Genomic DNA, 23,093 nt, shown 5'->3' on the forward strand with positions numbered 1-23,093 from the left:
CGCATGGTGGAGGGGACGGACTCCGCGGCGCGGTTGGTGTCGCAGGAGCAGCAGGGGGCGGGGCGGCAAGCCGCTGGGCGCGAGGGGAGCAAGGGCGGGCTGGTTCGTTCGTCCTTGCTGATGGCTGTCGGGACGGTGGTGTCCCGGGCGACGGGGCTGATCCGCCAGGTCCTCCAGGCCGCGGCGCTGGGCACGGGCCTGCTGGCGAGTACGTACAACACGGCGAACACCGTGCCGACGAGCCTGTACACACTGCTCATCGGCGGCGCGCTGAACGCGGTGCTTGTGCCTCAGCTGGTGCGGGCCCGGGCGACGCAGCCCGATGGCGGGCGGGCGTACGAGCAGCGACTGGTCACGCTCGTCGTGAGCGTGCTCGCGGTGGGGACGGCGCTGGCGGTGTGGGCGGCGCCGCGGATCGTGGGCCTGTACATGCGGGACACCCCGGACAGTCACGAGGCGTTTCGGCTGACGGTGACGTTCGCCCGGTTCCTGCTGCCGCAGATCTTCTTCTACGGGCTGTTCGGCATCTACGGGCAGGTGTTGAACGCCCGGGAGAAGTTCGGCGCGATGATGTGGACGCCGGTGCTGAACAACGTCGTGCTGGTCGGCATGTTCGCCGCCTACCTGGGGCTGATGTCGGTGCCCGACCAGGTGGCGGACATCACCGCCGGCCAGGTGCGGCTGCTCGGGATCGGAACGACGGCGGGCATCGCCCTACAGGCCCTGGCCCTGGTCCCGTTCGCCCGGGCGGCCGGTTTCCGTTTCCGGCCCCGGTTCGACTGGCGCGGCACCGGGCTGGGCAAGAGCGTCCACGCGGCGAAGTGGACGCTCCTGTTCGTCCTGGCCAACCAGGTGGCCCTCACCGTGGTCACGAACTACGCCAACGCCGCCGACCAGGAACTGCCCCACGCGGGCGCGGGATACTCGGCCTACACCTACGCGCAGACCATCTGGTTGCTGCCCCAGTCGATCGTGACGGTCTCCCTGGTCACGGCACTGCTGCCGCGCATGAGCCGGGCCGTCGCCGAGGGCCGCATCGCGGACCTGCGCGCGGATCTGTCCCGGGCGCTGCGGATCAGCGGCGTGGTCATCGTGCCCGCCGCCTTCCTCTTCCTCGCCCTTGGCCCGCAGATCTCCTCGCTGCTGTTCGCCCACGGAGCGGCCGACGCCGCATCGGCCCGCCCGCTGGGGTACATGCTCCAGGCCTTCGGCCTCGGACTCGTCCCGTTCTCCGCCCAGTACCTGCTGCTGCGCGGCTTCTACGCCTTCGAGGACACCCGCACGCCGTTCCTCATGGCGACCTGGACCGCGGGCGTGAACATCGCCTTGGCCACCGCCTGTCACCTGCTGCTGCCCGCCCGCTGGGCGGTCGTCGGCATGGCCGGCGCCTACACCCTCTCGTACGTGGCGGGCCTCGCGCTCACCGCGCGTCTGCTGCGCGGGAGACTCGGGAGCCGCATCGACGACGGCGGCCTGCGCCGCACCTACGGGAAACTGTGCTGCGCCGCGGCTCCGGCCGCGGCCCTGGGCTGGGCCGCGGCACGTGCGTGCGCACGCCTTGGAAGCGGGACGTGGCCCACCGCCGTCGCCCTGGCTGCCGGGGTGCTCGTGACAGCGGTGGGGTACGTCCTGCTCGCCCGGCTGCTGAAGGTCGACGAACTGCGCCGCCTGCCCGGGCTGCGCTGAGCCCGGGTCCTCCGCACCAGGACCTCACCGGGCAACTCGCCTGTCGGCAGGCCCTCGTTCACCGGCTGTCGACGGTCGCGGCGGAGTTCGCGCTGGGGCTGTGGGGTTGACGGCAGGGCCCACGTCATAGTGCGGCGGCCGGCGGGCGGACGCCGCCGGCCGCCGCACCCGGTTGCTACGGCTTGCCCGAGACCTTCACCCCGCGGATCCTGCCCGCGTTGTCGAAGGAGCCGAAGCCGATCCGGCCGTCGCCGGGGCGGGCGCTCACCGCTGTCATCAGCGGGTGCGGTGAGCCGTCCATGTAGACGGCCGTCTCGCCGGTGTCCCCGCAGCGCACCACCCTGACCTGGTGCCAGGCCGCGTCGCTGATCGCGGGTGGGGCGCCGGTGGTGCCGTTCCACTGGTCCTCCACCCGCAGCCGGTCGGCGTCGTCCACCGTGAAGACGCCGTTGTGCGGATAGATGGAGTTGTCCTGGGAGAGGTGTGCGTAGCCGAACCTGGTGTCCGACTCGTAACCGAAGACGACGATCACGTCCCGGTTGCTGATGTCGGTCGGTGTGTCGATGCGGACCTCGGCGTCGACACGGACATTGCGGTACGTGGGTCCGGCCTTGAGCACCGCGTACTCGTAGGGGCGGCGGGGCCCGGGCCGCTCCACGCCCGGCTCGGTCAGCACCGCCTCGCCGTCCTTGAACTGCCACTTCGAGGGGGTGACGGGCGCCCAGTTGTCCGCGCCCATCACATCGGTGAGGGTGGTCCCGCTCGTGTCGCAGCTCGCGAACGTGCGCGTCCCCGTCACCTTCCAGATCTTTCCGTTGGCCTTGGAGAGGATGTACAGCTCGCCCTCCGCGTCCTGCCCGAACCGCAGGTCGACGCGCTTGTCACCGGCGAGCTGCTGCATGGTGACCCGCTTGCCGGACTTCGCGTCGTAGACCATCAGGCTGTAGAGCTGCGCCAGGCGCTGCTGCGCTCCGGGCTTCGCGCGGCGCATGTCGGAGGCGTCCGAGTAGAGCAGCCGGCCGTCGACGATGTCACCGAAGATGTACTTGCCCTGGAGTCCGTGCAGGTCGTGGCCCCGGTAGACATAGCCGCCGGAGATACCGACGCCGACGTCGGAGGTGCAGTTCCAGTCGGCCGGCGGGTCGTGGTCGTAGGCGGCGACGGGATAGGTGTAGCCGTACTTCGCGTCGTCGGCGGGCAGCGGGAGGATCTTGGCGCAGGGGTCGGTGGCCTTCTTGTCGAAGACGAAGGCGCCCTCGCGTTCGCTCCAGCCGTAGTTGTCGCCGGCCTTCACCTCGTAGACGGACTCGATGGCGTGCTCGCCGACGTGGGAGAGGAACATGCGGTGGCTGCCGCGGGGATCCCAGCTGAAGCGGTGCGGGTCGCGCATGCCGATGGCGTAGATCTCGCCGAGGGTGCCGGCCTCGCCGACGAACGGGTTGGCGGGCGGGATGCCGTACTCGCCGTTCGCGCTGTCGTGGCCGCGCGGGTCGATGCGCAGGAGCTTTCCGTGCGGGAGGGCCCTGTTCTGCGGGTCGCCCGTGGTGGAGCCCTTGCCGCCGTCGCCGACCGCGATGTACAGCAGTCCGTAGTCCGCGTCGCCGGGCTTGGCGGTCGGGTTGAAGTCGAGCTGCTGGATGCCGTGGACCTGGCCGTTGAAGCCGATCCGGAGCAGTTCGCGGTGGGTGCCGGAGAAGGTGGGCGCGCTCGGGTCGTCGGCGGTCCACTCGGTGACGACGCCGTGGAAGCCGTTGCCGCTCGGCTGGTTGAAGTCCGGCTTGGCGTCGGTCAGTTCGGGCTTCTCGGTGTGGACGGTGTAGAAGCGGCCGTTGTGCCGGAAGTCCGGGTCGAAGGTGACGTAGCCGAAGCCGGTGCCCAGGCCCCGGCTGGCGTAGTAGGCGGAGGAGAACTCCTTGTACAGGTCCAGGTAGGGGCGTTGCCCGGAGCCGTCCTTGTTCAGGGAGTAGAACATGCCGTTCTGGTCCGCGACGGCCAGGCGGTTCGAGCCGTCGGGGAACGGCGTCAGGTAGTTGATGCGGTTGTACCGGATGAGCCGGTTGTCCTCGACCGGCCCGGGGCGCGGCTCGGACTTCGGCAGCTGGGCGAACTCCTTGACTTCCAGGCCGAGTCCGGAGGTGATGGGCTTGCCGGGGATGGGGTCGGTGACGGCGGCGGACGCGGCGTCGACGGGCGCTTCGGCGGCGCTCGCCGAAGCGGTCGCCGCCACGGGTGCCGCGGTGAGCGTCGCGGCGACCAGGACGCCTGTGAGGACTCGGACGAGGATCGATCTCTTACGGGGCCGGGCGTGCGGGGCCGTTGGGGACAAGGGGGCTCCCTTCATGTGGGACGCGTGGAAGGTGCGTGCGTTCGGCGGCGGGGCCGCCCCGGAGGGTCACGACGCGGGGCGACCACCGGTGCGGCGGTACTCGGCCATGACCTGTCCGGCGGTGGCGGCACGGTCGAGGAACATCAGGTCGTCCATGCGGCAGTTGCAGGGGTTGGCCTCACGGGTGTTCTGCGGGAAACTCCCGCCGATCTTGATGCCGCGCGGGTCGGTCGGCGACGCGAGGTCGGGCTCCGGCTCTCCGGCGAGCGCCCACGGGTCGTCGTCGCGCACGTAACTGCCGGGCAGGGCCCGCCCGTTGCGGTACAGCGCCATGTCCCCCGTGTCGAAGTCGAAGGTCGCGGCCAGGTGGACCCACTGGCCGTCCGGCAGGTGGGTGCGCCAGTCGCCGTCCGCGGCGAAGGTCTGGGACGCGGAACCGTCCACGCGGCGCCCCAGCGCCACGAGACGCAACTCGCCCTTTACGTCGATGAGTTCGAGCAGGGCCCGCACGTCGTGCCCGTTGGAGTCCCCGGTGAGGAGACCCGAGAGCCCGATGGCGTTGTAGCGGTCGGCGGGGTCCGCCGAACCCGAATTCGGGCTCGGGTTCTGCCCGGTGGTACGGAACCAGCCCATCACGGTGGCCTGGCGCGCCCCGTTGAACGCGTGCAGCGAGGCCGCGCCGCCCGGCTCGTACACACCGGCCTTCCAGTCGTCGTTGCCCGCCGTCTCCGGGCTGACCTGCCGGGTCTGGAGGACGTGGCCGCGCCGCGGATCGGCGTCGTCGCGCACGCGCATCGCCGCGCCGCCGTTGACGAGCGAGAGGGTGGTGCCGGACGGCCCCACGTCGCGTTCGCGCGCGGCGTCCGCGGGGTCCGGATGCTCGAAGTCGTAGCCCGCGACCAGGCCTTCCCGCGCACCCGTCCCGGCGATCGGGGCCCCGGCGTCCGGCACGGACGCGCCGGCGGGCGGGGTGAGGAGCGCGGCGGCGAGCAGAGCGGCCCCGGCGGCCGTCGCGAGGGGCCACGACCTCGCCCTCAGGTGCCGTGGCCCCGCCCTCAAGGATCTGTGTCGGCGTGAAGGCGTGACTGTGCGAGGCGTCATGTCCCCTCCCGGGAGCAAGCGAAGAAAGCGCTTCCTGCGATGCCTGGTGCAACGTACAAACATTGGGAGCCTGCGACAAGGGTGCGGACAACGTTGTCGGATCTCCTCCCGCGGGAACGGCTCCGCCGGAGCCCGCGGGCCCCCGCCGCCTCCCACGCCTCACCGGGGCCGGGGCACGCTCAGTCCTGCTGCTCGACGATGCCCTTCAGTACGCCCGTCGCTCCCATGGCGTTGGGCCAGCCGGAGTAGAACGCCAGGTGCAGCAGTGCCTCCTGAAGCTCCTCGTCGGTGACACCGTTCCGGCGTGCGAAGCCGAGGTGGAACGGCAGCTGGTCCGTCTTCCCGAGCGCGGTCAGCGCGGCGACCGTGACGAGGCTGCGGTCCCGCTTGGACAGCCCCTCGCGCTCCCAGACCTCGTCGAAGAGCACCCTGTCGGTGTAATGCACCATCCCCGGAGCGAAGTCGCCGAAGGCGTTCTTTCCGCCGGTCCAGCCGGTACCCGTGTTCTCAGCCATGATCTCTCCCTGTTCGCGTCGACGTGGGCTCGTCGAACTCTGTAGGTGCGAGGCCCATGACATCGCCGCGCCTGTCGGGCGAGGGAGTCCCCGGTGAGGGGCGTACTGACAGGGCATCCCTCACATCGGGATCGCGGATTAGCGTGGATCGCATGGATCGAACGGACGCCAGGAGCGAGGCGCGGGAGTTCCTCATGTCACGTCGCGCGAACCTCACTCCCGAGCAGGCCGGTCTGCCGGTCTCCGGGCACCGGAGGGTGGCCGGCCTGCGCCGCGGCGAGGTGGCGATGCTCGCGGACGTGAGCCCGGAGTACTACGCGAAGATCGAGCGCGGCCAGCTGGCCGGTGTCTCCGACGCCGTCCTGGAGTCGCTCGCCCGGGCGCTGCGCCTTGACGACGCCGAGCGCGAGCACCTCTTCGACCTCGCGCGGGCGGCCAATGGCGCGGCCCGGCCGGTGCGCAGGCGCAGGTCGAAGCAGTGGGTGCCCAGGGAGAGCCTGACCCGTGCGCTGGACGCGATCGCCCTCGGGCCCGCGTTCGTGCGCAACGGCCGGATGGACGTCCTCGCCACCAACGCCCTGGGGCGCGCCTTCTACGACGAGGTGTTCGACGGTCCCGGGCAGGGGAACCTGGCGCGGTACTGCTTCCTCGACGAGCGGGCCCAGGTGTTCTACCCCGACTGGGAGGCCGCCTCGGACATCACCGTGTCGATCCTGCGCAGCGAAGCCGGCCGGGACCCCCGGGACAAGCAGCTGCACGACCTGATCGGCGAGCTGTCCACGTGCAGCGACGCGTTCCGTACCCGGTGGGGCGCGCACAATGTGCGGCGCCACGGATCGGGCACCAAGGAGTTCCACCACCACGAGGTCGGTGACCTCACATTGACGTACGAGGGGTTGGAGCTGACCGCCGAGCCCGGGCTCTCCTTTCTCATCTACACCGCGGAGCCCGGCTCACCCAGCCAGGAGCGCCTGCGACTGCTCGCGAGCGTCGCCGCGACATCCACCGCGTCCACCGCGGAACCACCCCGAAGAAGGCAAGAGAACACGAGAAAATGACTGTCAACGGATTCGACCAGATCTTCCCGCTCGGCGAGAGGAACGACGCCTACGCCCAGTACTTCACCGGCCAGAGCTACCTGGCTCCGCTCGCCGCGGGAAGCGTTCCCGTCAGCAATGTCTCCTTCGAGCCGGGGTGCCGCAACAACTGGCACATCCACCACGGCAGGGGTGGCGGCGGTGACCAGATCCTGCTGTGCACGGCGGGCAGCGGCTGGTACCAGGCCGAGGGCGAGGACCCCGTCAGCATGGAGCCGGGCACGGTGGTCCGCGTCCCGGCGGGCACAAAGCACTGGCACGGGGCGAAGGCCGACACGTGGTTCTCCCACGTCGCCCTCATCACCCCGGGCGAGGACGTCAGCAACGAATGGCTCGAGCCGGTCACCGACGAGGTGTACGGCGAGCTGCCGAGGAACGGAGCGACCGCATGACCATCCTGAACGAGACCTGCACGCTGTCCAACGGCGTCGAGATCCCCAAGCTGGGGCTGGGCACCTGGTTCATCGACGACGACAAGGCGGCCGAGGCGGTCCGCGCGGCCGTGGAGATCGGCTACCGCAACATCGACACCGCGCAGGCCTACGGCAATGAGCGCGGCGTCGGCGAGGGAGTGCGCACCGCCGCGGTCCCCCGCGACGAGCTGTTCGTGTCGACGAAGCTCGCCGCCGAGATCAAGGACTACGACGAGGCGGTCGCCTCGATCGACGAGTCGCTCAAGAAGCTCGGCCTCGAGTACATCGACCTGATGCTCATTCACAGCCCGCAGCCGTGGGACGACTTCCGCGGCGGCGACTACGCCGAGGGCAACCGTGCGGCATGGCGCGCGCTCGAAGAGGCACACCGGGCGGGCAAGCTCCGCTCCATCGGTGTGTCCAACTTCCAGCAGCAGGACCTGGAGAACATCCTCCAGGGCGCGAACGTCGTGCCGCACGTGAACCAGCTGCTGGTGCACGCGGGCAACACCCCGTCGGAGCTCCTGGACTACTGCGAGGGCAAGCAGATCCTCGTCGAGGCGTACTCGCCGATCGCCCACGGCGCGATCCTGGAGAACGCCGAGGTCCGGGCGATGGCGGAGAAGTACGGTGTGTCCGTCCCGCAGCTGTGCATCCGCTACACCTTGCAGCTCGGCACGGTGTCACTACCGAAGACGGCGAACCCCGCGCACATGCGCTCCAACGCCGCGACCGACTTCGAGATCTCCGGCGACGACATGGACGCGCTGCGGGGCCTGCGGCACGTGGACTACGGCGAGCACAGCATGTTCCCCGTCTACAGCGGCAAGTAGCGCCGGACGAGCGTCGCCTGCCTGGACGTGGACCCGGGGGCTGCCTGCGCGCTTTGCCGCGCGCAGGCAGCGCTGCTACGCGGTCGTCCTGACGTCGATGAGAACCTTGCCCACGGCACCGCCCTCGACGGCCTCGTGCGCCTGGGCCGTATCGCCCAACGGGAAGCGGACGAACGGCAGTCCGGCCTCGGCTCCGGCCCGCAGCGCACCGGCCGCGACCGCATCCGAGACGGCGGCCACGCCGTGGCGCATCGACGCGGCCGGGACCGTGTAGAGGGACAGACCGTGCCAGTCCAGGTTCTTGCCGAAAGTGGCGCGGAGCGGCAGGCGCAGTTCGTCGCCGCCGTTGTTGGCGTAGAAGGCGATCGTCGCGTTGTTCCTCGTGACCGCCAGGTCCAGCTCGGCGTTGACCGCAGGGGCGACTTCGACGACGAGGTCCACGCCGTCCGGCGCCAGCTCCAGGATGACCTTGGCGGCGTCCTGCGTACGGTAGTTGACGATGTGGTGGGCGCCGGCGGCCTTCGCCAGGTCGGCCTTCTCGGGGGAGCTGACGGTGGTGATGACCGTCGCCCCGGCCCAACGGGCCAGCTGGATCGCCGCGTTGCCGACCGCGCCCGCGCCCCCGGCGACCAGTACGGTCCACCCGTCGAGCGCGCCGGGCGACAGCCGGTCCGGCCCGTCGGCGGCGAGGGTGAGGGCCCGGTGGGCGGTGAGCGCCGGTACGCCCAGCGCCGCGCCCAGGTCGTAGCCGGCGCCCTCGGGGAGCGGCACGGCACGCTCGGCCGGGATGGTCAGGTACTCCTGGGCGGTGCCGCCGTCCGGGCGCCCGGCCGCGGACAGGTACAGCCACACCCGCTCCCCGATCCGCGCGGAATCGACCCCCTCGCCGACCGCGTCGATCCGTCCCGCGCCGTCCTGGTTGGGCACCTGGCTCTCGCCCTCCCCGAGACTGCCCGACACACCGGCCCTGACCTTCCAGTCGGTGGGGTTGACCCCGGAGACATGGACTTCGACGCGGACCTCGCCGGGACCGGGGTCGGGGACGGGACGCTCCTCCACCTTCAGAACCTCGGAGTCGCCGTTGCTGCTGTACACGATGGCCTTCATGTTGTGGCCAATCACTGCTGCGCTCGTCGTATTCCCCGTACGCAGGTTTCGCACAGGAGTTTCCCGCACCCGACGAGGGCTCCGAATGACGGGGCGCTCCGTGACGCGACCTACTGGAAGAGGGTCCCCGTCTTGTCGCCGATGGCGCGCTTGCGGGCGAAGTAGTCGTTGATGACCGTCCGGAACAGGTCCGCGTCCGGGCGGGCCCAGTTGCGCATCAGTTCGCAGCCGAAGGCGAGGGACGTGATCGGGTGTGCGCCGGCCTGCGTCATCCGTTCGATCGCCGCGGCGTGGGTGACCGGGGAGACGCCGCCGACCGCGTCGACGACCGGGTAGACCTCGAAGCCCTCGCGGAGCATGTCCAGCGTGGGGAAGGCGAGGCAGACCTCCGTCCAGAGCCCGGCCATCACGATCTTCTTGCGGCCGGTCGCCTCGATCGCGGCGCGGAAGTCGGCGTCCTCCCAGGAGTTGACGCCGGTGCGGTCGATCTCGGGGACGTCCGGGAGTTCGTTCGTGATCTCCGGGACCGTCGACCGGTTGACGCCCATGCCCACGGCCACCGTGGACAGCACCGTCGGGACCTCGTACGCGCGCGCCAGCTTGGCCAGGGTGACGGCCCCGAGGTCGATCTCCTCGCGGTCGGCCGAGCCGATCGTGGCGTACTGGCCCTCCTGGTAGTCGATGAAGACGACCGCGCAGTTGTCCGGCGTGAGCAGGTGGTCGGCGGCGGTGTCACGGACGGGCTCGGGAGCCGTCTTGGCTCGTGCGGCATCGGCAGTCATGCCTGCCCCCTTCTCGCGTCTCGGCACACCGAGCGTACCTACGGCCGGGCGGGCCCGGCCGTAGGCTTCCCGTGGCGCGCCGACTTTGGCCGAAGGGGGGTGGCTCCCGATTCAGCCGAGCTTTCCGCGCACCCAGTTCAGGATCTCCGGGGTCACCGCGTCCACGACGTCGGACGTCTCCTCTGCGCGCTTCTTGACGTACTTGGCCCAGTAGGGGCAGACCGGTACCACCCGCTTGCCGGCGGCGCGGACGTCCGCCAGTGCCTCCGTCACCAGGATCGAGGCCAGGCCCTGTCCGGCGAAGCGGTCGTCGACCTCGGTGTGGAAGAAGACCCGCTGGTCGTCGCGGTCGCGGTATTCGGTCAGGCCGGCCTGTTCGCCGTCGACCGTGATGACGTAGCGCTGCTCGTCGGGGCGGTGTTCCACGACCGGAGTGGTGTCAGATGTCATGGCGCGTGTCTCCTCGTGTTCTACCTGAACGGCGTTGGTGTGTTGGTGTGTTGGTGTGTCTCTGGGAGTGTCAGCGCTGCCCGCGGTTGCCGCGTGACTTGAGGCGGCTGTTGGGCAGTTCAGGGGCCGGGAGGCGCGCCCCGGGGTAGCCGGAGACCGTGCCGAAGCGTTCCGACGCCGCCTCCCATTCCGCCCGCGCCGCGATGACGTCCTCGTGGCTGCGGCCGATGAAGTTCCACCACATCACGATCTCCTCGCCGAAGGGTGTGCCGCCGAGGAGCAGGAGGCGCGTCGGGCCGCTCGCGTCGTTGGTGAGGGTGAGCGTGTCGGCGCCCGGGGGCAGGTAGCCCAACTGCGCGGCCGGAACGGCCGTGCCGTCCACCCGAACGGCCCCTTCGTCGACCAGCACTCCGTGCTCGAAGGCCGGGTCCACCGCGAGGGTGGTGTGGGCGCCCGGTTCGAGTACGAGTTCCGCGCCGAGCAGGGGCGAATACGTGGGGACCGGGGAGGTGTCTCCGGCCAGTGTGCCGAGGAAGACCCTGGCCTCGGCCCCGTCCAGGGCGATGGTGGCGGGGGCGTGGTGCCGGAAGGCCGGGGCGACGTCGCGGTGGTCGTCCGGGAGCGCGATCCAGAGCTGGATGCCGCGCAGGACCGTGGTGTCGGGGGTGGAGACCTCGGAGTGGCTGATGCCCCGTCCCGCGGTCATCAGGTTCAGTTCGCCGGGCCGCACCATGGCGTGGGTGCCCAGACTGTCGCGGTGCTCGATCTCCCCGTCGAACAGCCAACTCGCCGTCTGCAACCCGGTGTGCGGGTGCGGTGCGACGTCCATCCCGCCGGTGGCGGCGACCGCGTCGGGCCCGTAGTGGTCGACGAAGCACCATGCACCGATCATGCTCCGCTCCCGCTGGGGAAGGGTGCGCCGTACGGTCATCGCCCGGGGGCCGCCGAGCGGCACCTCGCGGGCCGGGAGCACCTCCACCCGACGCCCCTCCGCGGTGTTCTGATGTGGCGTCACGGTCGCGCGTCCCGCCTCGGTCGTTGCCTGCTCGTGTGCGGACATGGTGCCCCGCCCCCTCTTTTTCGATCTTCCCCGTCACAAGGTGATTGAAAGGTAAACTATATTGGCGTGGACCGCCACTCCCACCGGCGGCCACGAACGAGGGAGGGCCCACCCATGACCAGCAGCACCGCGACCACCACCGGCACGCACGAGCGGCGCCGCGTCTTCATCGACAAGCAGTCCCCGGACGCGTACGAGGCCTTTCGGCACGCCTCCGAGACGGTTCGCGCCACGGCCGCCGCGGCCGGCCTGGAGCCCGCTCTGCTGGAGTTGATCAACGTACGCGTCTCGCAGATCAACGGGTGCGCCTTCTGCCTCAACACGCACACCCGTGCCGCCCTGCGCGCCGACGAGTCACCGCTGCGGCTCGGCGTGCTGCCGGGATGGCGGGACGCGGACGTGTTCACCGACCGGGAGCGGGCGGCGCTCGGCCTGGCCGAGACGGTCACGCATCCGGACGACGCCACCGCACAGGAAGCGGCGTACGCCGCGGCGCGGGAGGTGTTCGACGAGGCGGAGATCTCGGCGGCGATCTGGGCCGCCATCACCATCAACGCCTTCAACCGAGTCTCCATCCTCAGCAAGCACCCCGTCCGCCGGGCCGCCATGCCGAACCCGGCGGTCCAGTGACCTGATCCACCCCACTGCGCCAAACTACGCAAAAGACACCACGACACGGAGGGCCCCACGATGGCCATCGAGATCACCGACTCCCCCGACACCAACCGCTACGAGGCCCGGGTCGACGGGAAGCACGCGGGATTCGCCGAGTACATGCGCACGAAGGAGAGCGGGCTCGTCGTCTTCACGCACACCGAGGTCGACCCGGAGTACAACGGGCAGGGCGTCGGTTCGGCGCTGGCGCGCGCGGCCCTGGACGCCGCCCGCGCCGACGGGCTCAGAGTGCTGGCCGTGTGCCCGTTCATCTCCGGCTGGATGGCCCGGCACCCCGACTACCAGGACCTCGCCTACCAGAGCCGCAGCAAGGTCGAGGACTGACCACCCGGTAGGCGCCGGGTCAGGGAGCGGAACGCAGCGGCGGTGCCTGCTGCGTCATGCTCGGCGGCTGGAGCAGCGGCGAGGGCTCGGGGCCGGGGTCCTCGCCGTCGACGATTCCGGCCGCCGCGCGGTCGAAGCCCTCGGGCCAGCGGGTGTGTTCACTGGCCAGCGCGCCGGTCAGACGTGCCCCGGCGAGATCGGCCGTGCTCAGGTCGGTGCCGCGCAGGTCGGCCATGCGCAGGTCGGCGCGGTGGAGGACCGCGCCGCGGGCGTCGGCCTTGCGCAGGTTCGCCTCGCGCAGGTCGCTCCCGGTGAAGTCGGCGTCGCGCAGGTCGACTTGGACCAGCTTCGCGGCCCGCAGGTCGGCCATGACGCAGCGCGCCCTGCGCAGCGTCCCCGTCGTGAGGTCGGTGTGCCGCAGGTTGGCCGAGACCAGGGACGCCTGGGTCAGGTTGGCGCGGTACAGGCCCGCCGCCTCCAGGCACGCGCGGTCGAAGTTGACCTCGGGGAACCACAGCCCGTCGCAGTCGGCCCGGCGCAGGTCGGTGAGGCTGAGGTTGACCCAGGGCTGCTCCCGGCGCTGACACAGCACACCGAGCCCGGTCAGTGCCACCTGCGCGTCGGCGGCGCGCGTCTCCAGGGGTGCGATGTCATTGATGGGTTCGTCCGCCGCGGGAGCCTCCGGGGCGGTGGGCGGCCAGGGCAGGTGGGTGCGCAGATACGCGGCCTGGATGGAGATGACGGCCTCCCGGTCGCGGTCCGACTGCTCCGCGATCCGCCACAGCGCGTGCAGTCCACCGATGCGCACATCCAGCTTGTCGCTGCCGAGCTGGTCGACGGCGCGGCTGAACCGGTCGGTGACGTAGCCCTCCTGCGTGGCACGCAACCCGTCCTGGCTCACCCGCAGTTGGCGCCAGGTGGCGTACGCACCGAAGAGCACGACCAGGCCGCCGACCATCTGCAACAGGGTCGTACGGACATCGTTGACCGCCTTCAGCCGGTCCTGCGCGTCGACCTTCGCCCCGCCGAGATCGTGGTGGACCACGACACCCGGCAGTACGACGAACATCGTGCCCAGCACGGCCAGTCCGGCCGCCACCAGCAGACCCGCACCCATACGACGCGCGATCGGCCCGCCGCGCCATGCCCGCGGCCCGCCGCCCGGCTCCCCCGTCCCCATGGACAGGAGAGCCTAGGCGCCGCGCGAGAGACGATCAAGGCCGTGAATCCGCGGCGGGCGTACGGCGGTTGCCGCACTACCAGGCCCCGCACTCCTTCGCCGCGTCGGCGAGTGCGCGCACCAGTGGGGTCGCACGATCCGCGCGCCAGATCAGCCCCCATTGGACGGGCGGCGCGTCGTGGACGGGAAGAAAGACCACATCGGGCTGTGCGTGGTAGCGCCGCCCCTCGTCGGGGACGGTGCACACCACGTCCCCGGCCGCGACCAGAGCGAGGATCTCGTAGAAGGTGGAGACGGCCGGGCCCTGGCTGACGGGACGCCCCGCCGGTGTGCGGGTGGGCAGGACCGCGCTCGTCCAGTAGGCGGGAATCGGTCCTGCCAGGCTCGGGACCGGGTGGTCGCCGAGCACTTCCAGGCTCACCGACTCCTGCCCGGCGAGCGGATGGTCCGCTGCCACCATCAGGCGGAGCGGTTCCTCGCGCAGCACCACGCCGACGGTCAGGTCCGGCTCGCGCACCGGGAGCCAGGCGGCCACCGCCTCGACCTCGCCCGCCCGCAGCGCGCCGAACGGGTCGCTGAAGAACACTTCCCTGAAGCGGAGTTCGACGGCCGGGTGCCGGTCCCGGAAGCGGTCGAGGGCCGGGCGCAGCTCGTGCATCTGCGCGCCCATCATCCCCAGCGTCAGCGTGGCGGGCGGCCGGCGGGCGAGGGCCGTCACTTCGGTGATGGCCGTCTGGATGGTGTCGTAGGCAGGTTTGAGGCGCTGGTGCAGCTCCTCGCCGACGGGAGTCATGCGCACCTGCCGGCTGGTCCGCTCGAAGAGCTGGGCCCCGATGCGGCGTTCCTGCTTCTTGATCGCCTGGCTGACGCGGGCCGGGGAGACGTTCAGCCGTTCGGCGCTGCGGCCGAAGTGGAGTTCCTCCGCGAGCGTCAGGAAGATCTCGATGTCCCGCAGTTCCATCCTGCCCCGCCCCCTGCTCGTGGCTCCACCGCAGGACGTCGGACGGCCCCGGATCGTGAACCTCTGGGTTAACGACCCTAGCAAGATCGGCCGTTGTTCCCGGAGGGTTCGCTGCGCATGCTGGGGTGGAACCCGGAGCGGCGCCGGCCGCGCCGCGTCTGCCCCGCCCCGTAGAGACCACCATGGAGAGATCCCGCGTGACGTCCGACGACAGTGCCGCGCGCACACCCGACCCGGCCACCCTCCACCCCATGCCCGCCCACAAGCGGGTCGTCTTCCTCAAGCCACTGGTCGCCGGGACCCATGTCGAGGCGGGTGACTTCACCTACTACGACGACCCCGACGGCGCGACCGACTTCGTGCGGCGCAATGTGCTGTACGCCTACGGCCCCGAGCGCCTGGTCATCGGCAAGTACTGCGCGCTCGCGACGGGGACGACGTTCCTGATGGCGGGCGCCGACCATCCGTCGATGGGGGTGTCCACCTTCCCGTTCACCATGTTCGGGGGCGAGTGGGCCGAGCGCACGCTGGACATCGTCACCGGCATGCCGAGCCGGGGCGACACGGTGGTCGGCAACGACGTGTGGTTCGGATACGGGGCCACGGTGATGCCGGGCGTCCGGATCGGGGACGGTGCCGTGATCGCGGCGGGCGCGCTGGTCACCGCCGATGTGCCGCCCTACACCATCGTGGGCGGAAACCCGGCGAAAGCGATCCGGCAGCGCTTCGACGACCGTGGCGTCGAACAGCTCCTGCGCGCCGCCTGGTGGGACTGGCCCGTCGACGTGGTGACCGCCAACGCGCACACCATCATGGCCGGTTCACCGCGGGACATCGCCCGTATCGCCGCCGACGAGGGTCTGGAGCAGCAGTGACGACGACACGGACATTCGAGGAGCATGTGGTCTCCGACCCGGCGGGCGGCCCGTACGCGGTCGTCACCGGCCCGGACGGCGCCCTGTGGTTCACCTTGGTGCACGGCGGCCAGGTCGGCCGGCTCGTCCCCGGGCAGGAACCGACCCTTCATCAACTGGCCCCGGACAGCGGTCCGACCATCATCTGCGCCGGTCCTGACGGCGCCCTGTGGTTCACGCAGTACCGCACGCACCGGATCGGCCGGATCAGCACCACCGGCGAAGTGACCGAGTTCCCGCTGCCCACGGCGCAGTGCGGCCCCTTCGGCATCGCCGCCGGTCCGGACGGCGCCCTGTGGTTCACCGAGACCGCCGCCGACCGCATCGGCCGCATCACCACGGACGGATCCGTCACGGAGTACCCGCTGCCGCGCACCGGCGCCTTCCCCTCCGCGCTCGCGGCGGGCGGGGACGCGATGTGGTTCACGATGAACCAGGCCAACGCCATCGGCCGCATCGGCATGGACGGCCGGATCACGGTTCACGAGCTGCCCACCGAAGGGGCCGCACCGGTGGGCATCACCGTGGCCCGGGACGACACCGTCTGGTTCACCGAGATCGCGGCAGGTCAGATCGGCCGCAGGACATCCGACGGCCGGATCACCGAGTACCCGCTGCCCGACCGGTCGTCGCGGCCGCACGCCGTCACCACCGATGCGGACGGCACCGCGTGGTTCACCGAGTGGGGCGCCAACCGGGTCGGCTCGATCACCCCCGACGGCACCATCACCGTCCACGACCTGCCCACCCCCGCCTCCGAACCGCACGGCATCACGGTGGGTCCGGACGGCGCCCTGTGGACCGCCCTGGAGACGGGCGCGCTGGCCCGCCTCGACCCGACCGCGGCCGAGGCCCCGACGGACCCCGCCCGCCCCCAATAACAGGTCGCCGTTCACGACGTTGAGTCGACCCCCCGTCACGAGGCGTCACCCGTCACTGATTGAATGGGACATGCCACACACGGCAACCGCACTTTCACGGGGAACAACGGGGACTTTGATGAACAACACGCATGTCCTGTCCGCCCGCCGCGCCGCCACCGCGCTCGTCTGCGCCGCCGCGCTGCTGTCGCTGACGGCCTGCAACAGCGGTTCGGACAAGGCCGCGGACGGCGACGGCAAGCCGTCGACCGCCGCCGACAAGCCGGCCAAGGCCGACGCCAAGCCGAACGGTGTCGACAAGCTCGGCGCCGCCGAGCTGCGCGCCAAGGGCCTGGAGACGAAGGCCGCCGCGGGCTCCGTCCATGAGGTGATGTCCCGGTCGGACGCCACGTCCGACCTCCGCCTCTCCGCGACGGAGTGCGCCGGCACGGTCGAGCTCAAGGACATGGGCTCCTTCGAGGTCGTCCGCAAGGGCGACGACGTCTGGGGCAAGGTCGACTCCGCCTTCTCGACCTGGGTCAAGAAGAACGGCGGCGGCGCCATCAAGGCCGGCCAGTGGATGCACGGCTCGCCCGACGCCGCGCTCACGAAGGTGCTCGTCAGCTACTGCCACGGCGAGCAGTTCGGCGCGCAGGAGAAGCCCTCCATCAAGCTGACGAAGGGCTCCGCCGCCGAGGTGGCGGGTCAGCCCGTCGCCACGGTCGTCGGCACGGGCACGGCCCCGGGCAAGAAGGCCACGTACAGCGTCGCGACCACGGGCAAGCCCTACCTGCTCCAGCAGAAGACGCCGTACACCGACGGGACCGGCGACCAGACCATCACGTGGTCCGACTTCGGTACGCCCGTCGGCGCGAAGGCACCGTCCGGCAAGGTCACGGCTGCGCCGAACATCTGACCCTCCACCCCCGAAAGACCCTTTGACCGCCGGCTTCTGACGGTCAGTCGGGCGCTGGGGGCTCGTGCACACCGATCGCCGCCGTCGGACACATCGCTGCCGCCTCTCGTACGGAGGCGTGGTGTGCCGGGGCGGGGTCGGTGGTCAGAAGCGTCACAACGCCGTCCTCGTCCCGCTGGTCGAAGACCTCCGGCGCGGACAGGACGCAGGCACCGGCGCCGCAGCACTTGTCCTGGTCGACGGTGAGTTTCATGGTGTTCGCCCCTCCTCCGGGTCCGGGGGTCACCAGCTGACCGGGACTTCGCTCAGCCCGCCGACCAACAGGCCCTCCGTCTTTCGCAGTTCGGCGGCGGGCACCGCGAGGCGCAGGCCGGGAACGCGGGCCAGCAGGACCTCGAGGACGACCTGGAGCTCGGTGCGGGCCAGCGCCTGACCGAGGCAGGAGTGCGGGCCCACACCGAAGGTGAGATGGGGGTTCGGGGTGCGGGCGAGGTCCATGGCATCGGCGCCCGCGAAGGCACGCTCGTCGCGGTTGGCGGCCGGCATGCTGCACACCACCGTGCTGCCCGCAGGGACGACCTCGCCGCCGATCTCTGCGTCCTCTCCGAGGTAACGGCGCAGCCCGAAGCCGAGGTTGCTGTCGAAGCGCAGGGACTCCTCGACGGCGGTGCGCACCAGCGACGGGTCGGCGAGGAGCCGCTCCCACAGGCCGCGGTCGGCGAGCAGCAAGGAGACCATCTTGCCGATGCTGTTGGCGGTGGTCTCGTGGCCCGCGACGAGCAGGCCCATGCCGGTGGAGACGAGTTCCTCGTCACTCAGCCCGCCGCCCTCGACCTCGCTCCCGGCGCTCCCCGCCTCCTCGCTCTGCGTGATGAGGACGCTGAGGAGGTCGTCCGCAGGGGCGGCCCGCTTGGCGGCGATGTGCGCGGACATGTAGGCGACGAACTCCTCCTGGGCGGTGCGGATTTCGTCGGCGCCGTAGCGGGTGACGCTGAGGAAGCTGTCGGACCAGCCGGAGAAGCGGTCCCGGTCCTCGGCGGGAACCCCGAGCAGATCGCAGATGACGTAGACGGGGAACGGGAACCCGAGGCTCGCCCGCAGGTCGGCGGGAGCGCCTTCGGCGAGCATGGCGTCCACGAGGCCCTCGGCGAGGCGGGTCATGCCGGGGCGCAGGGCGGTCATCCGCTTGGCGGTGAAGTAGCGGCCCACCTGACGGCGCCAACGCTGGTGCGGTTCACCGCGGTTGGGGGTCTTGATGGCGGAGCTGCCGGTGGCGGCGGCTCCCCCTGCGCCCTCGGGCGCCATCCGGGCGGCGTTGTCCTGCTCGGTGGGGCGGACGAAGCGGGGATCGGAGAGCAGGCCCCGGACGTCGTCGTACCGGGTCAGGTAGACGGCGGTGTCACCGCTGGGCAGCGTGGCGTGGGCTACGGGGCACCGCGCGCGCAGCTCTTCCCACACGGCGGGCGGCTCCAGCGCGGTGTCTCCGGACAGCGGCAGGCGGACGGGCGGCTGGACGTAGAGGGGTTCGGCCTGGTCGGTCATGGTGTGCGTCTCCTTGTGGGGCGGAGGCGGCAGGTTGTTGTCGGGATCGGTATCGGTATCGGCATCGATGACGGAAGGGCCGGCACCATGTGGCGTACGGAAAGTGCATCATGCACTTTCCGTGCAGCATGCACTTTTTATGTATGGCGCACAACAGTGCATGATGCCCCTCTTGTCGAACCCTTCATTCCTGTGCGTAAGGTATGCCTCACCTTTCCTTTGAATGTTTGATAACTGCTCCGGGGGCACCATGCTTCTCCGACGGCGCGGCGCTGCCGCGGCTTCGATCGTTCTTGCCGGCCTGCTGTCCCTGACGGCGTGCGGCGGGTCCGGCGACGGCGCGGCGGGCGGTGGCAGGGCCGCGGGCGGCGACAAGGACTCGAAGTCCGTCGCGCAGGGCGGCGAGGACTTCGGTGACGCCGCCAAGAAGACCGCAGCGCTGGGCACCGACGCCAAGCCCGGCCAGTGGCCGCGCACCGTCAAGCACGCCATGGGCAGCACGGACATCGAGCGGCAGCCCAAGCGTGTGGTGGTCCTGGACGTCGGCGAGCTGGACAACGTCGTCTCCCTCGGCATCAAGCCCGTCGGCCTCGCGCCCAGCGAGGGCTCGCCGGAGCTGCCGTCCTATCTCAAGAAGGACGCGGGCCACCCGAAGAACGTCGGCACCATCAACAGCCTCAACCTCGAGGCCATCGCCGCGCTCAAGCCGGACCTGATCATCGGCAGCCAGCTGCGCGCCGCGAACTCCTACGACGAGCTGTCGCAGATCGCGCCGACCGTCTTCTCCATCCGCCCCGGCTTCACGTGGAAGGAGAACTACCTCCTCAACGCCGCCGCCCTGGACAGGACCGCGCAGGCCAAGAAGAACCTCGCCGCGTACGAGAAGCGCGCCAAGGACCTCGGGACGAAGCTCGGCGCCGACAAGCCGTCCGTGACGATGCTGCGCTTCATGCCCGAGGGCAAGATCCGCCTCTACGCGAACGACTCGTTCATCGGGACCATCCTCAAGGACGTCGGCATCCCGCGGCCGAAGAACCAGGCCATCTCCGACCTGGCCGCCGAGGTCAGCGCCGAGAACATCGACCAGGCCGACGCCGACTACATCTTCACCGGTGTCTACGGCAAGCCCAACGCCACGGAGAAGTCCACGGTCCAGAAGAACCCGCTGTGGAAGAACCTCAAGGCGGTCAAGGCCGGCCACGCCTACGACGTCCCGGACGAGACCTGGTACCTCGGGCTCGGCACGATGGCCGCCGACGCGGTCCTCGACGACCTGGACAGTCACCTCACCAAGTAGCCCGTTTTGACAGACATCTGAAAGACAAGAGAGTGAGCGCGGCACATGGCGCGAGCGACCCGCCGCCGTATCGCCTGGCTGCTGGGGTGTGCGGTGCTGCTGCTGATCGCCGTGCTGCTGAGCCTGGCCGTCGGCAGCCGCCCCATCGCACCCGGTGAGGTGGTACGGGCGCTGATGCAGCACGGCACCAGCCCCGACGCCCAGTTGGTGCGCTCCCTGCGGGTGCCGCGCACCGTCATCGGCATCCTGGCCGGTGCGGCCCTCGGGGTCGCCGGAACGGTCATGCAGGGCATCACCCGCAACCCCATCGCCGAGCCCGGCATCCTCGGTGTCAGCCAGGGTGCCTCGGTCGGTGTGGTGTGTGCGATCGCGTTCCTCGGTGTGCACAGCCTCACCGGCTACATCTGGTTCGCGTTCGCGGGCGCGGCCCTTGCCACGGTGGTGGTGTACGCCGTCGCCGCCGGTGGCTACCGCGGGGCCTCGCCCGTCAAGCTGGCACTGTCCGGCGCCGCGATGAACGCGTTCCTGGCCGCGATCGTCTCCGGCGTCGTGACCACCGACGCGCACGCCCTTGACGAGTTCCGGTTCTGGCAGGTCGGCTCCATCAGCGGCCGGGACGGCGAAGTCATCGGCCAGATCTGGCCGTTCGTCCTCGTCGGCCTGGTGCTGGTCGCGGTCGCGGCCCGCGGCCTGGACGCGCTCGCCCTCGGCGACGACGCCGCCCGGGGGCTCGGCCACAACGTGGGCCTGCTGCGCGTCCAGGGCGCGGTGGCCGCGACGGTGCTGACCGGCGCCGCGGTGGCCGCCGCCGGTCCGATCGCCTTCACGGGCCTGGCCGTTCCGCACATCGCGCGAGCCCTGGTCGGCACGGCGCACCGCTGGGTGCTGCCGGCCGCCGCACTGCTCGGCCCGGTGATGATCCTGGTGTCGGACGTGCTCGGCCGCATCGTCTTCCCGCCCTCGGAGGTGCCGGTGGCCGTCATGACCGCGATCCTCGGGGTGCCGTTCCTCATCGCGCTGGTACGCCGCCGGGCGGTGGTCGCCGCATGAGCAGCGCCACCACCGCGCCGAAGCGCCGGATCCGTCCGGCCGGACACACCGTGCTGCGCCCCGGCCGCTCCAGCTTCCTGGTCCACCGCAGGTCGGTCGTCGTCGCCGTCGCGCTCGCGGTCCTGCTGCTTGCGGCCGTCGTCGCGTACCTGTGCGTCGGCGAGGCCTTCGTCTCCCCCGCCGAGGTCGTCGACGTCCTGCTCGGCAGGCCCAGTCCCGACCAGCTCGTCGTCGGGACGCTGCGGCTGCCGCGTCTGACGGTCGGGCTGCTCGCCGGGCTCGCCTTCGGGATCGCGGGCGCCCTCGTGCAGACCGTCGCGCGCAACCCGCTGGCCAGCCCCGACATCATCGGCGTGACCCACGGAGCGGGCGCGGTGACCGTCGCGGCGATGAGCTTCGGCCTCGCCTCGTACACCGCGCTGCCCTACGTCTCGGTGGCGGGCGGCATCGGAGCCGCGCTGCTGGTGTACGTCTTCGCCTGGCGGCGCGGGATGCAGGCCTCGCGCTTCGTCCTCATCGGCATCGGCATCTCCGTCGCGCTCGGTTCGCTGACCCAGCTGTTCCTCACCAAGGGCGACGCGCTCGTCGCCCAGCAGGCGAAGGTGTGGCTGACCGGCTCGCTCAACAGCCGCGGCTACGAGCAGGCGACGCCGCTGGCCCTGGTCCTGCTCATCGCCGTCCCTGCGGTGCTGTGGGCGGCCCGCGCGCAGCGCTCGGCGTCCTTCGACGACGACACCGCCACGGCCCTCGGCATCCGCCTCAACCGGGTGCGGCTCGGCCTGACCGTGCTCGGTGTCGTGCTCGCCTCGATGGCGACCGGGGCCACCGGGCCGGTCGACTTCGTCGCCCTCCTCGCCCCGCAGATCGCCCGCCGCCTGACCCGTACCGCGCAGATCCCGCTGCTGTCCTCGGCCCTGACCGGGGCGCTCGTGGTGGTGGTCGCGGACCTGCTGGCCCGGCAGCTGTTCTCGCCCGTCGAACTCCCCGTCGGCGTCCTCACCGCAGCGGTGGGCGCCCCCTATCTGATGTGGCTGATCGCCCGCGGCCGCAGTCGTTCCGGAGGCAACAAATGAGCCCGACCGGCAGCCGTACGGCCACCGCCGCGACCGACCGTACGAGCCGGCTCACCGCCGAGTCCCTGACGCTGGCGTACGAGGACCGCACCGTCGTCGACGGCCTCGACCTGGAGATCCCCGACGGCAAGGTGACCGTCATCGTCGGCCCCAACGCCTGCGGCAAGTCCACGCTGCTGCGCGCCCTGGGACGCCTCCTCAAGCCGCGCGCCGGCACGGTGCTGCTGGACGGCGCCGAACTGGCCCGCACCCCCGGCCGCGACATCGCCCGGGCCATCGGCGTCCTCCCGCAGAGCCCGACCCCGCCCGACGGGATCACGGTCGCCGACCTCGTGGCCCGCGGCCGTCAGCCGCACCAGAAGTGGTGGCAGCAGTGGTCGGAGGCCGACGAGCGCGCCGTCACCCAGGCCCTGGAGCACACCAACACCACGGCCCTCGCCGAGCGTCCGGTGGACGAGCTGTCCGGCGGGCAGCGCCAGCGGGTGTGGATCGCCATGGCGCTCGCCCAGGAGACCGAGCTGCTCCTGCTCGACGAGCCGACCACCTACCTCGACATCGCCCACCAGGTGGAGGTCCTCGACCTGGTGCGCCGCCTCAACCACGAGCGCGGCCGCACCGTCGTCGCCGTCCTGCACGACCTCAACCAGGCCGCCCGCTACGCCGACCACCTCGTCGCCATGAAGGACGGCCGCGTCGTCGCGGAGGGCCCGCCCGCCGAGGTCATCACGGCGGACCTGGTCCACACGGTCTTCGGCCTGCACTCCGTGGTGGTCCCCGACCCGGTCACCGGCAGCCCGCTGGTGGTACCGGGCGCTCCGTGGCGGGCGACGGAGGACGAGGCCGCCGCGCCGGTCTCCGGGACCGGGTCCGCGCCGGTCCCCGTTCCCGGACAGGACACCAGGAACGGGAACTGACCCGGCACACCACCGCG

General features: G+C 71.1%; 24 protein-coding genes. 13 read left to right on the forward strand and 11 right to left on the reverse strand.

The genetic code is table 11. From position 1 onward, the window contains the following. The first annotated feature begins 3 nt into the window (after positions 1 to 3). A complete protein-coding gene (gene murJ / locus ACNYS0_RS05005) occupies positions 4 to 1,686 on the forward strand; it encodes a murein biosynthesis integral membrane protein MurJ (protein ID WP_422471429.1) in 1,683 nt (560 codons plus the stop codon). Positions 1,687 to 1,861: 175 nt separating this feature from the next. On the opposite strand, the gene ACNYS0_RS05010 is transcribed toward murJ, so the two are convergent. From ACNYS0_RS05010 to ACNYS0_RS05020, 3 genes are all read right to left on the reverse strand, one after another. Then, positions 1,862 to 4,012, reverse strand: coding sequence for a PQQ-dependent sugar dehydrogenase (locus tag ACNYS0_RS05010; RefSeq protein ID WP_422471430.1), 2,151 nt, complete (start codon positions 4,010 to 4,012; stop codon positions 1,862 to 1,864). A 66-nt stretch (positions 4,013 to 4,078) separates the two neighbouring features. Then, positions 4,079 to 5,113 carry a hypothetical protein gene (locus tag ACNYS0_RS05015; protein ID WP_422471431.1) on the reverse strand — a complete coding sequence of 345 codons (1,035 nt, stop codon included), beginning with the start codon at positions 5,111 to 5,113 and terminating at the stop codon, positions 4,079 to 4,081. Between the two features lie 179 nt (positions 5,114 to 5,292). Beyond that, positions 5,293 to 5,628, reverse strand: a complete 336-nt coding sequence (locus ACNYS0_RS05020) for a carboxymuconolactone decarboxylase family protein (protein WP_422471432.1) — start codon at positions 5,626 to 5,628, stop codon at positions 5,293 to 5,295. A gap of 152 nt (positions 5,629 to 5,780) precedes the next feature. On the opposite strand from ACNYS0_RS05020, the gene ACNYS0_RS05025 reads away from it, so the two are divergent. The 3 genes from ACNYS0_RS05025 to ACNYS0_RS05035 are packed head-to-tail and all read left to right on the forward strand — an operon-like array spanning position 5,781 to position 7,971. Then, the gene (locus ACNYS0_RS05025) at positions 5,781 to 6,686 is read left to right on the forward strand and encodes a helix-turn-helix transcriptional regulator (RefSeq protein ID WP_422471433.1); all 906 of its coding nucleotides are present in this window, start codon (positions 5,781 to 5,783) and stop codon (positions 6,684 to 6,686) included. Then, entirely contained in the window at positions 6,683 to 7,117 is a 435-nt protein-coding gene (locus ACNYS0_RS05030; RefSeq protein ID WP_422471434.1) for a cupin domain-containing protein, read from the forward strand. Before ACNYS0_RS05025 ends, ACNYS0_RS05030 begins: the two co-directional genes overlap by 4 nt. Beyond that, entirely contained in the window at positions 7,114 to 7,971 is an 858-nt protein-coding gene (locus ACNYS0_RS05035; protein WP_422471435.1) for an aldo/keto reductase, read from the forward strand. The genes ACNYS0_RS05030 and ACNYS0_RS05035 overlap by 4 nt, the downstream gene beginning before the upstream one ends. 75 nt (positions 7,972 to 8,046) lie before the next feature. Here ACNYS0_RS05035 and ACNYS0_RS05040 read toward each other — a convergent pair whose 3' ends face one another. From ACNYS0_RS05040 to ACNYS0_RS05055, 4 genes are all read right to left on the reverse strand, one after another. Next, positions 8,047 to 9,078 carry an NADPH:quinone reductase gene (locus ACNYS0_RS05040; protein WP_422471436.1) on the reverse strand — a complete coding sequence of 344 codons (1,032 nt, stop codon included), beginning with the start codon at positions 9,076 to 9,078 and terminating at the stop codon, positions 8,047 to 8,049. A gap of 110 nt (positions 9,079 to 9,188) precedes the next feature. Continuing rightward, entirely contained in the window at positions 9,189 to 9,860 is a 672-nt protein-coding gene (locus ACNYS0_RS05045) for a hydrolase (protein ID WP_422471437.1), read from the reverse strand. 111 nt (positions 9,861 to 9,971) lie between these two features. Then, a complete protein-coding gene (locus tag ACNYS0_RS05050) occupies positions 9,972 to 10,310 on the reverse strand; it encodes a GNAT family N-acetyltransferase (protein ID WP_422471438.1) in 339 nt (112 codons plus the stop codon). Positions 10,311 to 10,380: 70 nt separating this feature from the next. Next, positions 10,381 to 11,370, reverse strand: coding sequence for a pirin family protein (locus ACNYS0_RS05055; protein ID WP_422471439.1), 990 nt, complete (start codon positions 11,368 to 11,370; stop codon positions 10,381 to 10,383). Between the two features lie 114 nt (positions 11,371 to 11,484). Between ACNYS0_RS05055 and ACNYS0_RS05060 the strand changes: the two genes are divergently transcribed. Both ACNYS0_RS05060 and ACNYS0_RS05065 read left to right on the forward strand, forming a co-directional pair. Then, a complete protein-coding gene (locus ACNYS0_RS05060; RefSeq protein ID WP_422471440.1) occupies positions 11,485 to 12,000 on the forward strand; it encodes a carboxymuconolactone decarboxylase family protein in 516 nt (171 codons plus the stop codon). A 60-nt stretch (positions 12,001 to 12,060) separates the two neighbouring features. Continuing rightward, positions 12,061 to 12,369, forward strand: coding sequence for a GNAT family N-acetyltransferase (locus ACNYS0_RS05065; RefSeq protein WP_422471441.1), 309 nt, complete (start codon positions 12,061 to 12,063; stop codon positions 12,367 to 12,369). Positions 12,370 to 12,388: 19 nt separating this feature from the next. Here ACNYS0_RS05065 and ACNYS0_RS05070 read toward each other — a convergent pair whose 3' ends face one another. Both ACNYS0_RS05070 and ACNYS0_RS05075 read right to left on the reverse strand, forming a co-directional pair. Then, positions 12,389 to 13,549: a pentapeptide repeat-containing protein gene (locus ACNYS0_RS05070; RefSeq protein ID WP_422471442.1), complete on the reverse strand. Its 1,161-nt coding sequence runs from the start codon at positions 13,547 to 13,549 to the stop codon at positions 12,389 to 12,391. A 76-nt stretch (positions 13,550 to 13,625) separates the two neighbouring features. Continuing rightward, entirely contained in the window at positions 13,626 to 14,510 is an 885-nt protein-coding gene (locus tag ACNYS0_RS05075; RefSeq protein WP_422471443.1) for a LysR family transcriptional regulator, read from the reverse strand. Positions 14,511 to 14,692: 182 nt separating this feature from the next. On the opposite strand from ACNYS0_RS05075, the gene ACNYS0_RS05080 reads away from it, so the two are divergent. The 3 genes from ACNYS0_RS05080 to ACNYS0_RS05090 all read left to right on the forward strand — a co-directional run bounded on the left by ACNYS0_RS05080 (position 14,693) and on the right by ACNYS0_RS05090 (position 17,200). Then, positions 14,693 to 15,385, forward strand: a complete 693-nt coding sequence (locus tag ACNYS0_RS05080) for a CatB-related O-acetyltransferase (RefSeq protein ID WP_422471444.1) — start codon at positions 14,693 to 14,695, stop codon at positions 15,383 to 15,385. Next, positions 15,382 to 16,305 carry a Vgb family protein gene (locus ACNYS0_RS05085; protein WP_422471445.1) on the forward strand — a complete coding sequence of 308 codons (924 nt, stop codon included), beginning with the start codon at positions 15,382 to 15,384 and terminating at the stop codon, positions 16,303 to 16,305. The genes ACNYS0_RS05080 and ACNYS0_RS05085 overlap by 4 nt, the downstream gene beginning before the upstream one ends. A gap of 118 nt (positions 16,306 to 16,423) precedes the next feature. Continuing rightward, positions 16,424 to 17,200: a hypothetical protein gene (locus ACNYS0_RS05090; RefSeq protein ID WP_422471446.1), complete on the forward strand. Its 777-nt coding sequence runs from the start codon at positions 16,424 to 16,426 to the stop codon at positions 17,198 to 17,200. Between the two features lie 43 nt (positions 17,201 to 17,243). Here the strand turns inward: ACNYS0_RS05090 and ACNYS0_RS05095 are convergent, their stop codons facing one another. After that, entirely contained in the window at positions 17,244 to 17,453 is a 210-nt protein-coding gene (locus ACNYS0_RS05095; protein ID WP_422471447.1) for a ferredoxin, read from the reverse strand. Between the two features lie 29 nt (positions 17,454 to 17,482). Continuing rightward, a complete protein-coding gene (locus ACNYS0_RS05100) occupies positions 17,483 to 18,742 on the reverse strand; it encodes a cytochrome P450 (protein WP_422471448.1) in 1,260 nt (419 codons plus the stop codon). Positions 18,743 to 18,992: 250 nt separating this feature from the next. Between ACNYS0_RS05100 and ACNYS0_RS05105 the strand changes: the two genes are divergently transcribed. Genes ACNYS0_RS05105 through ACNYS0_RS05120 form a run of 4 tightly spaced genes read left to right on the forward strand, consistent with a single transcriptional unit; the run spans position 18,993 to position 23,076 of the window. Further along, positions 18,993 to 20,039, forward strand: a complete 1,047-nt coding sequence (locus tag ACNYS0_RS05105) for an ABC transporter substrate-binding protein (protein ID WP_422471449.1) — start codon at positions 18,993 to 18,995, stop codon at positions 20,037 to 20,039. 45 nt (positions 20,040 to 20,084) lie between these two features. Further along, positions 20,085 to 21,089 (forward strand): FecCD family ABC transporter permease, encoded by a 1,005-nt coding sequence (locus ACNYS0_RS05110; RefSeq protein WP_422471450.1) that lies wholly within the window; start codon positions 20,085 to 20,087, stop codon positions 21,087 to 21,089. Further along, positions 21,086 to 22,162, forward strand: a complete 1,077-nt coding sequence (locus ACNYS0_RS05115) for a FecCD family ABC transporter permease (protein ID WP_422471451.1) — start codon at positions 21,086 to 21,088, stop codon at positions 22,160 to 22,162. Before ACNYS0_RS05110 ends, ACNYS0_RS05115 begins: the two co-directional genes overlap by 4 nt. Then, complete coding sequence (locus tag ACNYS0_RS05120) at positions 22,159 to 23,076, forward strand: ABC transporter ATP-binding protein (RefSeq protein ID WP_422471452.1); 918 nt, start codon at positions 22,159 to 22,161, stop codon at positions 23,074 to 23,076. The genes ACNYS0_RS05115 and ACNYS0_RS05120 overlap by 4 nt, the downstream gene beginning before the upstream one ends. The last annotated feature ends 17 nt before the right edge of the window (positions 23,077 to 23,093 follow it).

It is taken from the genome of Streptomyces anthophorae, from assembly GCF_049310305.1.
Taxonomy (GTDB): Bacteria; Actinomycetota; Actinomycetes; order Streptomycetales; family Streptomycetaceae; genus Streptomyces.

Bases quoted from the DNA above. Each gene is read 5' to 3' on its own strand.
- ACNYS0_RS05035 (WP_422471435.1), top strand. From the start codon at position 7,114: ATGACCATCCTGAACGAGACCTGCACGCTGTCCAACGGCGTCGAGATC.
- ACNYS0_RS05115 (WP_422471451.1), top strand. From the start codon at position 21,086: ATGAGCAGCGCCACCACCGCGCCGAAGCGCCGGATCCGTCCGGCCGGA.
- ACNYS0_RS05020 (WP_422471432.1), bottom strand. From the start codon at position 5,628: ATGGCTGAGAACACGGGTACCGGCTGGACCGGCGGAAAGAACGCCTTC.
- ACNYS0_RS05060 (WP_422471440.1), top strand. From the start codon at position 11,485: ATGACCAGCAGCACCGCGACCACCACCGGCACGCACGAGCGGCGCCGC.
- ACNYS0_RS05015 (WP_422471431.1), bottom strand. From the start codon at position 5,113: ATGACGCCTCGCACAGTCACGCCTTCACGCCGACACAGATCCTTGAGG.
- ACNYS0_RS05120 (WP_422471452.1), top strand. From the start codon at position 22,159: ATGAGCCCGACCGGCAGCCGTACGGCCACCGCCGCGACCGACCGTACG.
- ACNYS0_RS05030 (WP_422471434.1), top strand. From the start codon at position 6,683: ATGACTGTCAACGGATTCGACCAGATCTTCCCGCTCGGCGAGAGGAAC.
- ACNYS0_RS05095 (WP_422471447.1), bottom strand. From the start codon at position 17,453: ATGAAACTCACCGTCGACCAGGACAAGTGCTGCGGCGCCGGTGCCTGC.
- murJ (WP_422471429.1), top strand. From the start codon at position 4: ATGGTGGAGGGGACGGACTCCGCGGCGCGGTTGGTGTCGCAGGAGCAG.
- ACNYS0_RS05100 (WP_422471448.1), bottom strand. From the start codon at position 18,742: ATGACCGACCAGGCCGAACCCCTCTACGTCCAGCCGCCCGTCCGCCTG.
- ACNYS0_RS05075 (WP_422471443.1), bottom strand. From the start codon at position 14,510: ATGGAACTGCGGGACATCGAGATCTTCCTGACGCTCGCGGAGGAACTC.
- ACNYS0_RS05045 (WP_422471437.1), bottom strand. From the start codon at position 9,860: ATGACTGCCGATGCCGCACGAGCCAAGACGGCTCCCGAGCCCGTCCGT.
- ACNYS0_RS05025 (WP_422471433.1), top strand. From the start codon at position 5,781: ATGGATCGAACGGACGCCAGGAGCGAGGCGCGGGAGTTCCTCATGTCA.
- ACNYS0_RS05080 (WP_422471444.1), top strand. From the start codon at position 14,693: ATGGAGAGATCCCGCGTGACGTCCGACGACAGTGCCGCGCGCACACCC.
- ACNYS0_RS05040 (WP_422471436.1), bottom strand. From the start codon at position 9,078: ATGAAGGCCATCGTGTACAGCAGCAACGGCGACTCCGAGGTTCTGAAG.
- ACNYS0_RS05090 (WP_422471446.1), top strand. From the start codon at position 16,424: ATGAACAACACGCATGTCCTGTCCGCCCGCCGCGCCGCCACCGCGCTC.
- ACNYS0_RS05110 (WP_422471450.1), top strand. From the start codon at position 20,085: ATGGCGCGAGCGACCCGCCGCCGTATCGCCTGGCTGCTGGGGTGTGCG.
- ACNYS0_RS05065 (WP_422471441.1), top strand. From the start codon at position 12,061: ATGGCCATCGAGATCACCGACTCCCCCGACACCAACCGCTACGAGGCC.
- ACNYS0_RS05105 (WP_422471449.1), top strand. From the start codon at position 18,993: ATGCTTCTCCGACGGCGCGGCGCTGCCGCGGCTTCGATCGTTCTTGCC.
- ACNYS0_RS05070 (WP_422471442.1), bottom strand. From the start codon at position 13,549: ATGGGGACGGGGGAGCCGGGCGGCGGGCCGCGGGCATGGCGCGGCGGG.
- ACNYS0_RS05050 (WP_422471438.1), bottom strand. From the start codon at position 10,310: ATGACATCTGACACCACTCCGGTCGTGGAACACCGCCCCGACGAGCAG.
- ACNYS0_RS05055 (WP_422471439.1), bottom strand. From the start codon at position 11,370: ATGTCCGCACACGAGCAGGCAACGACCGAGGCGGGACGCGCGACCGTG.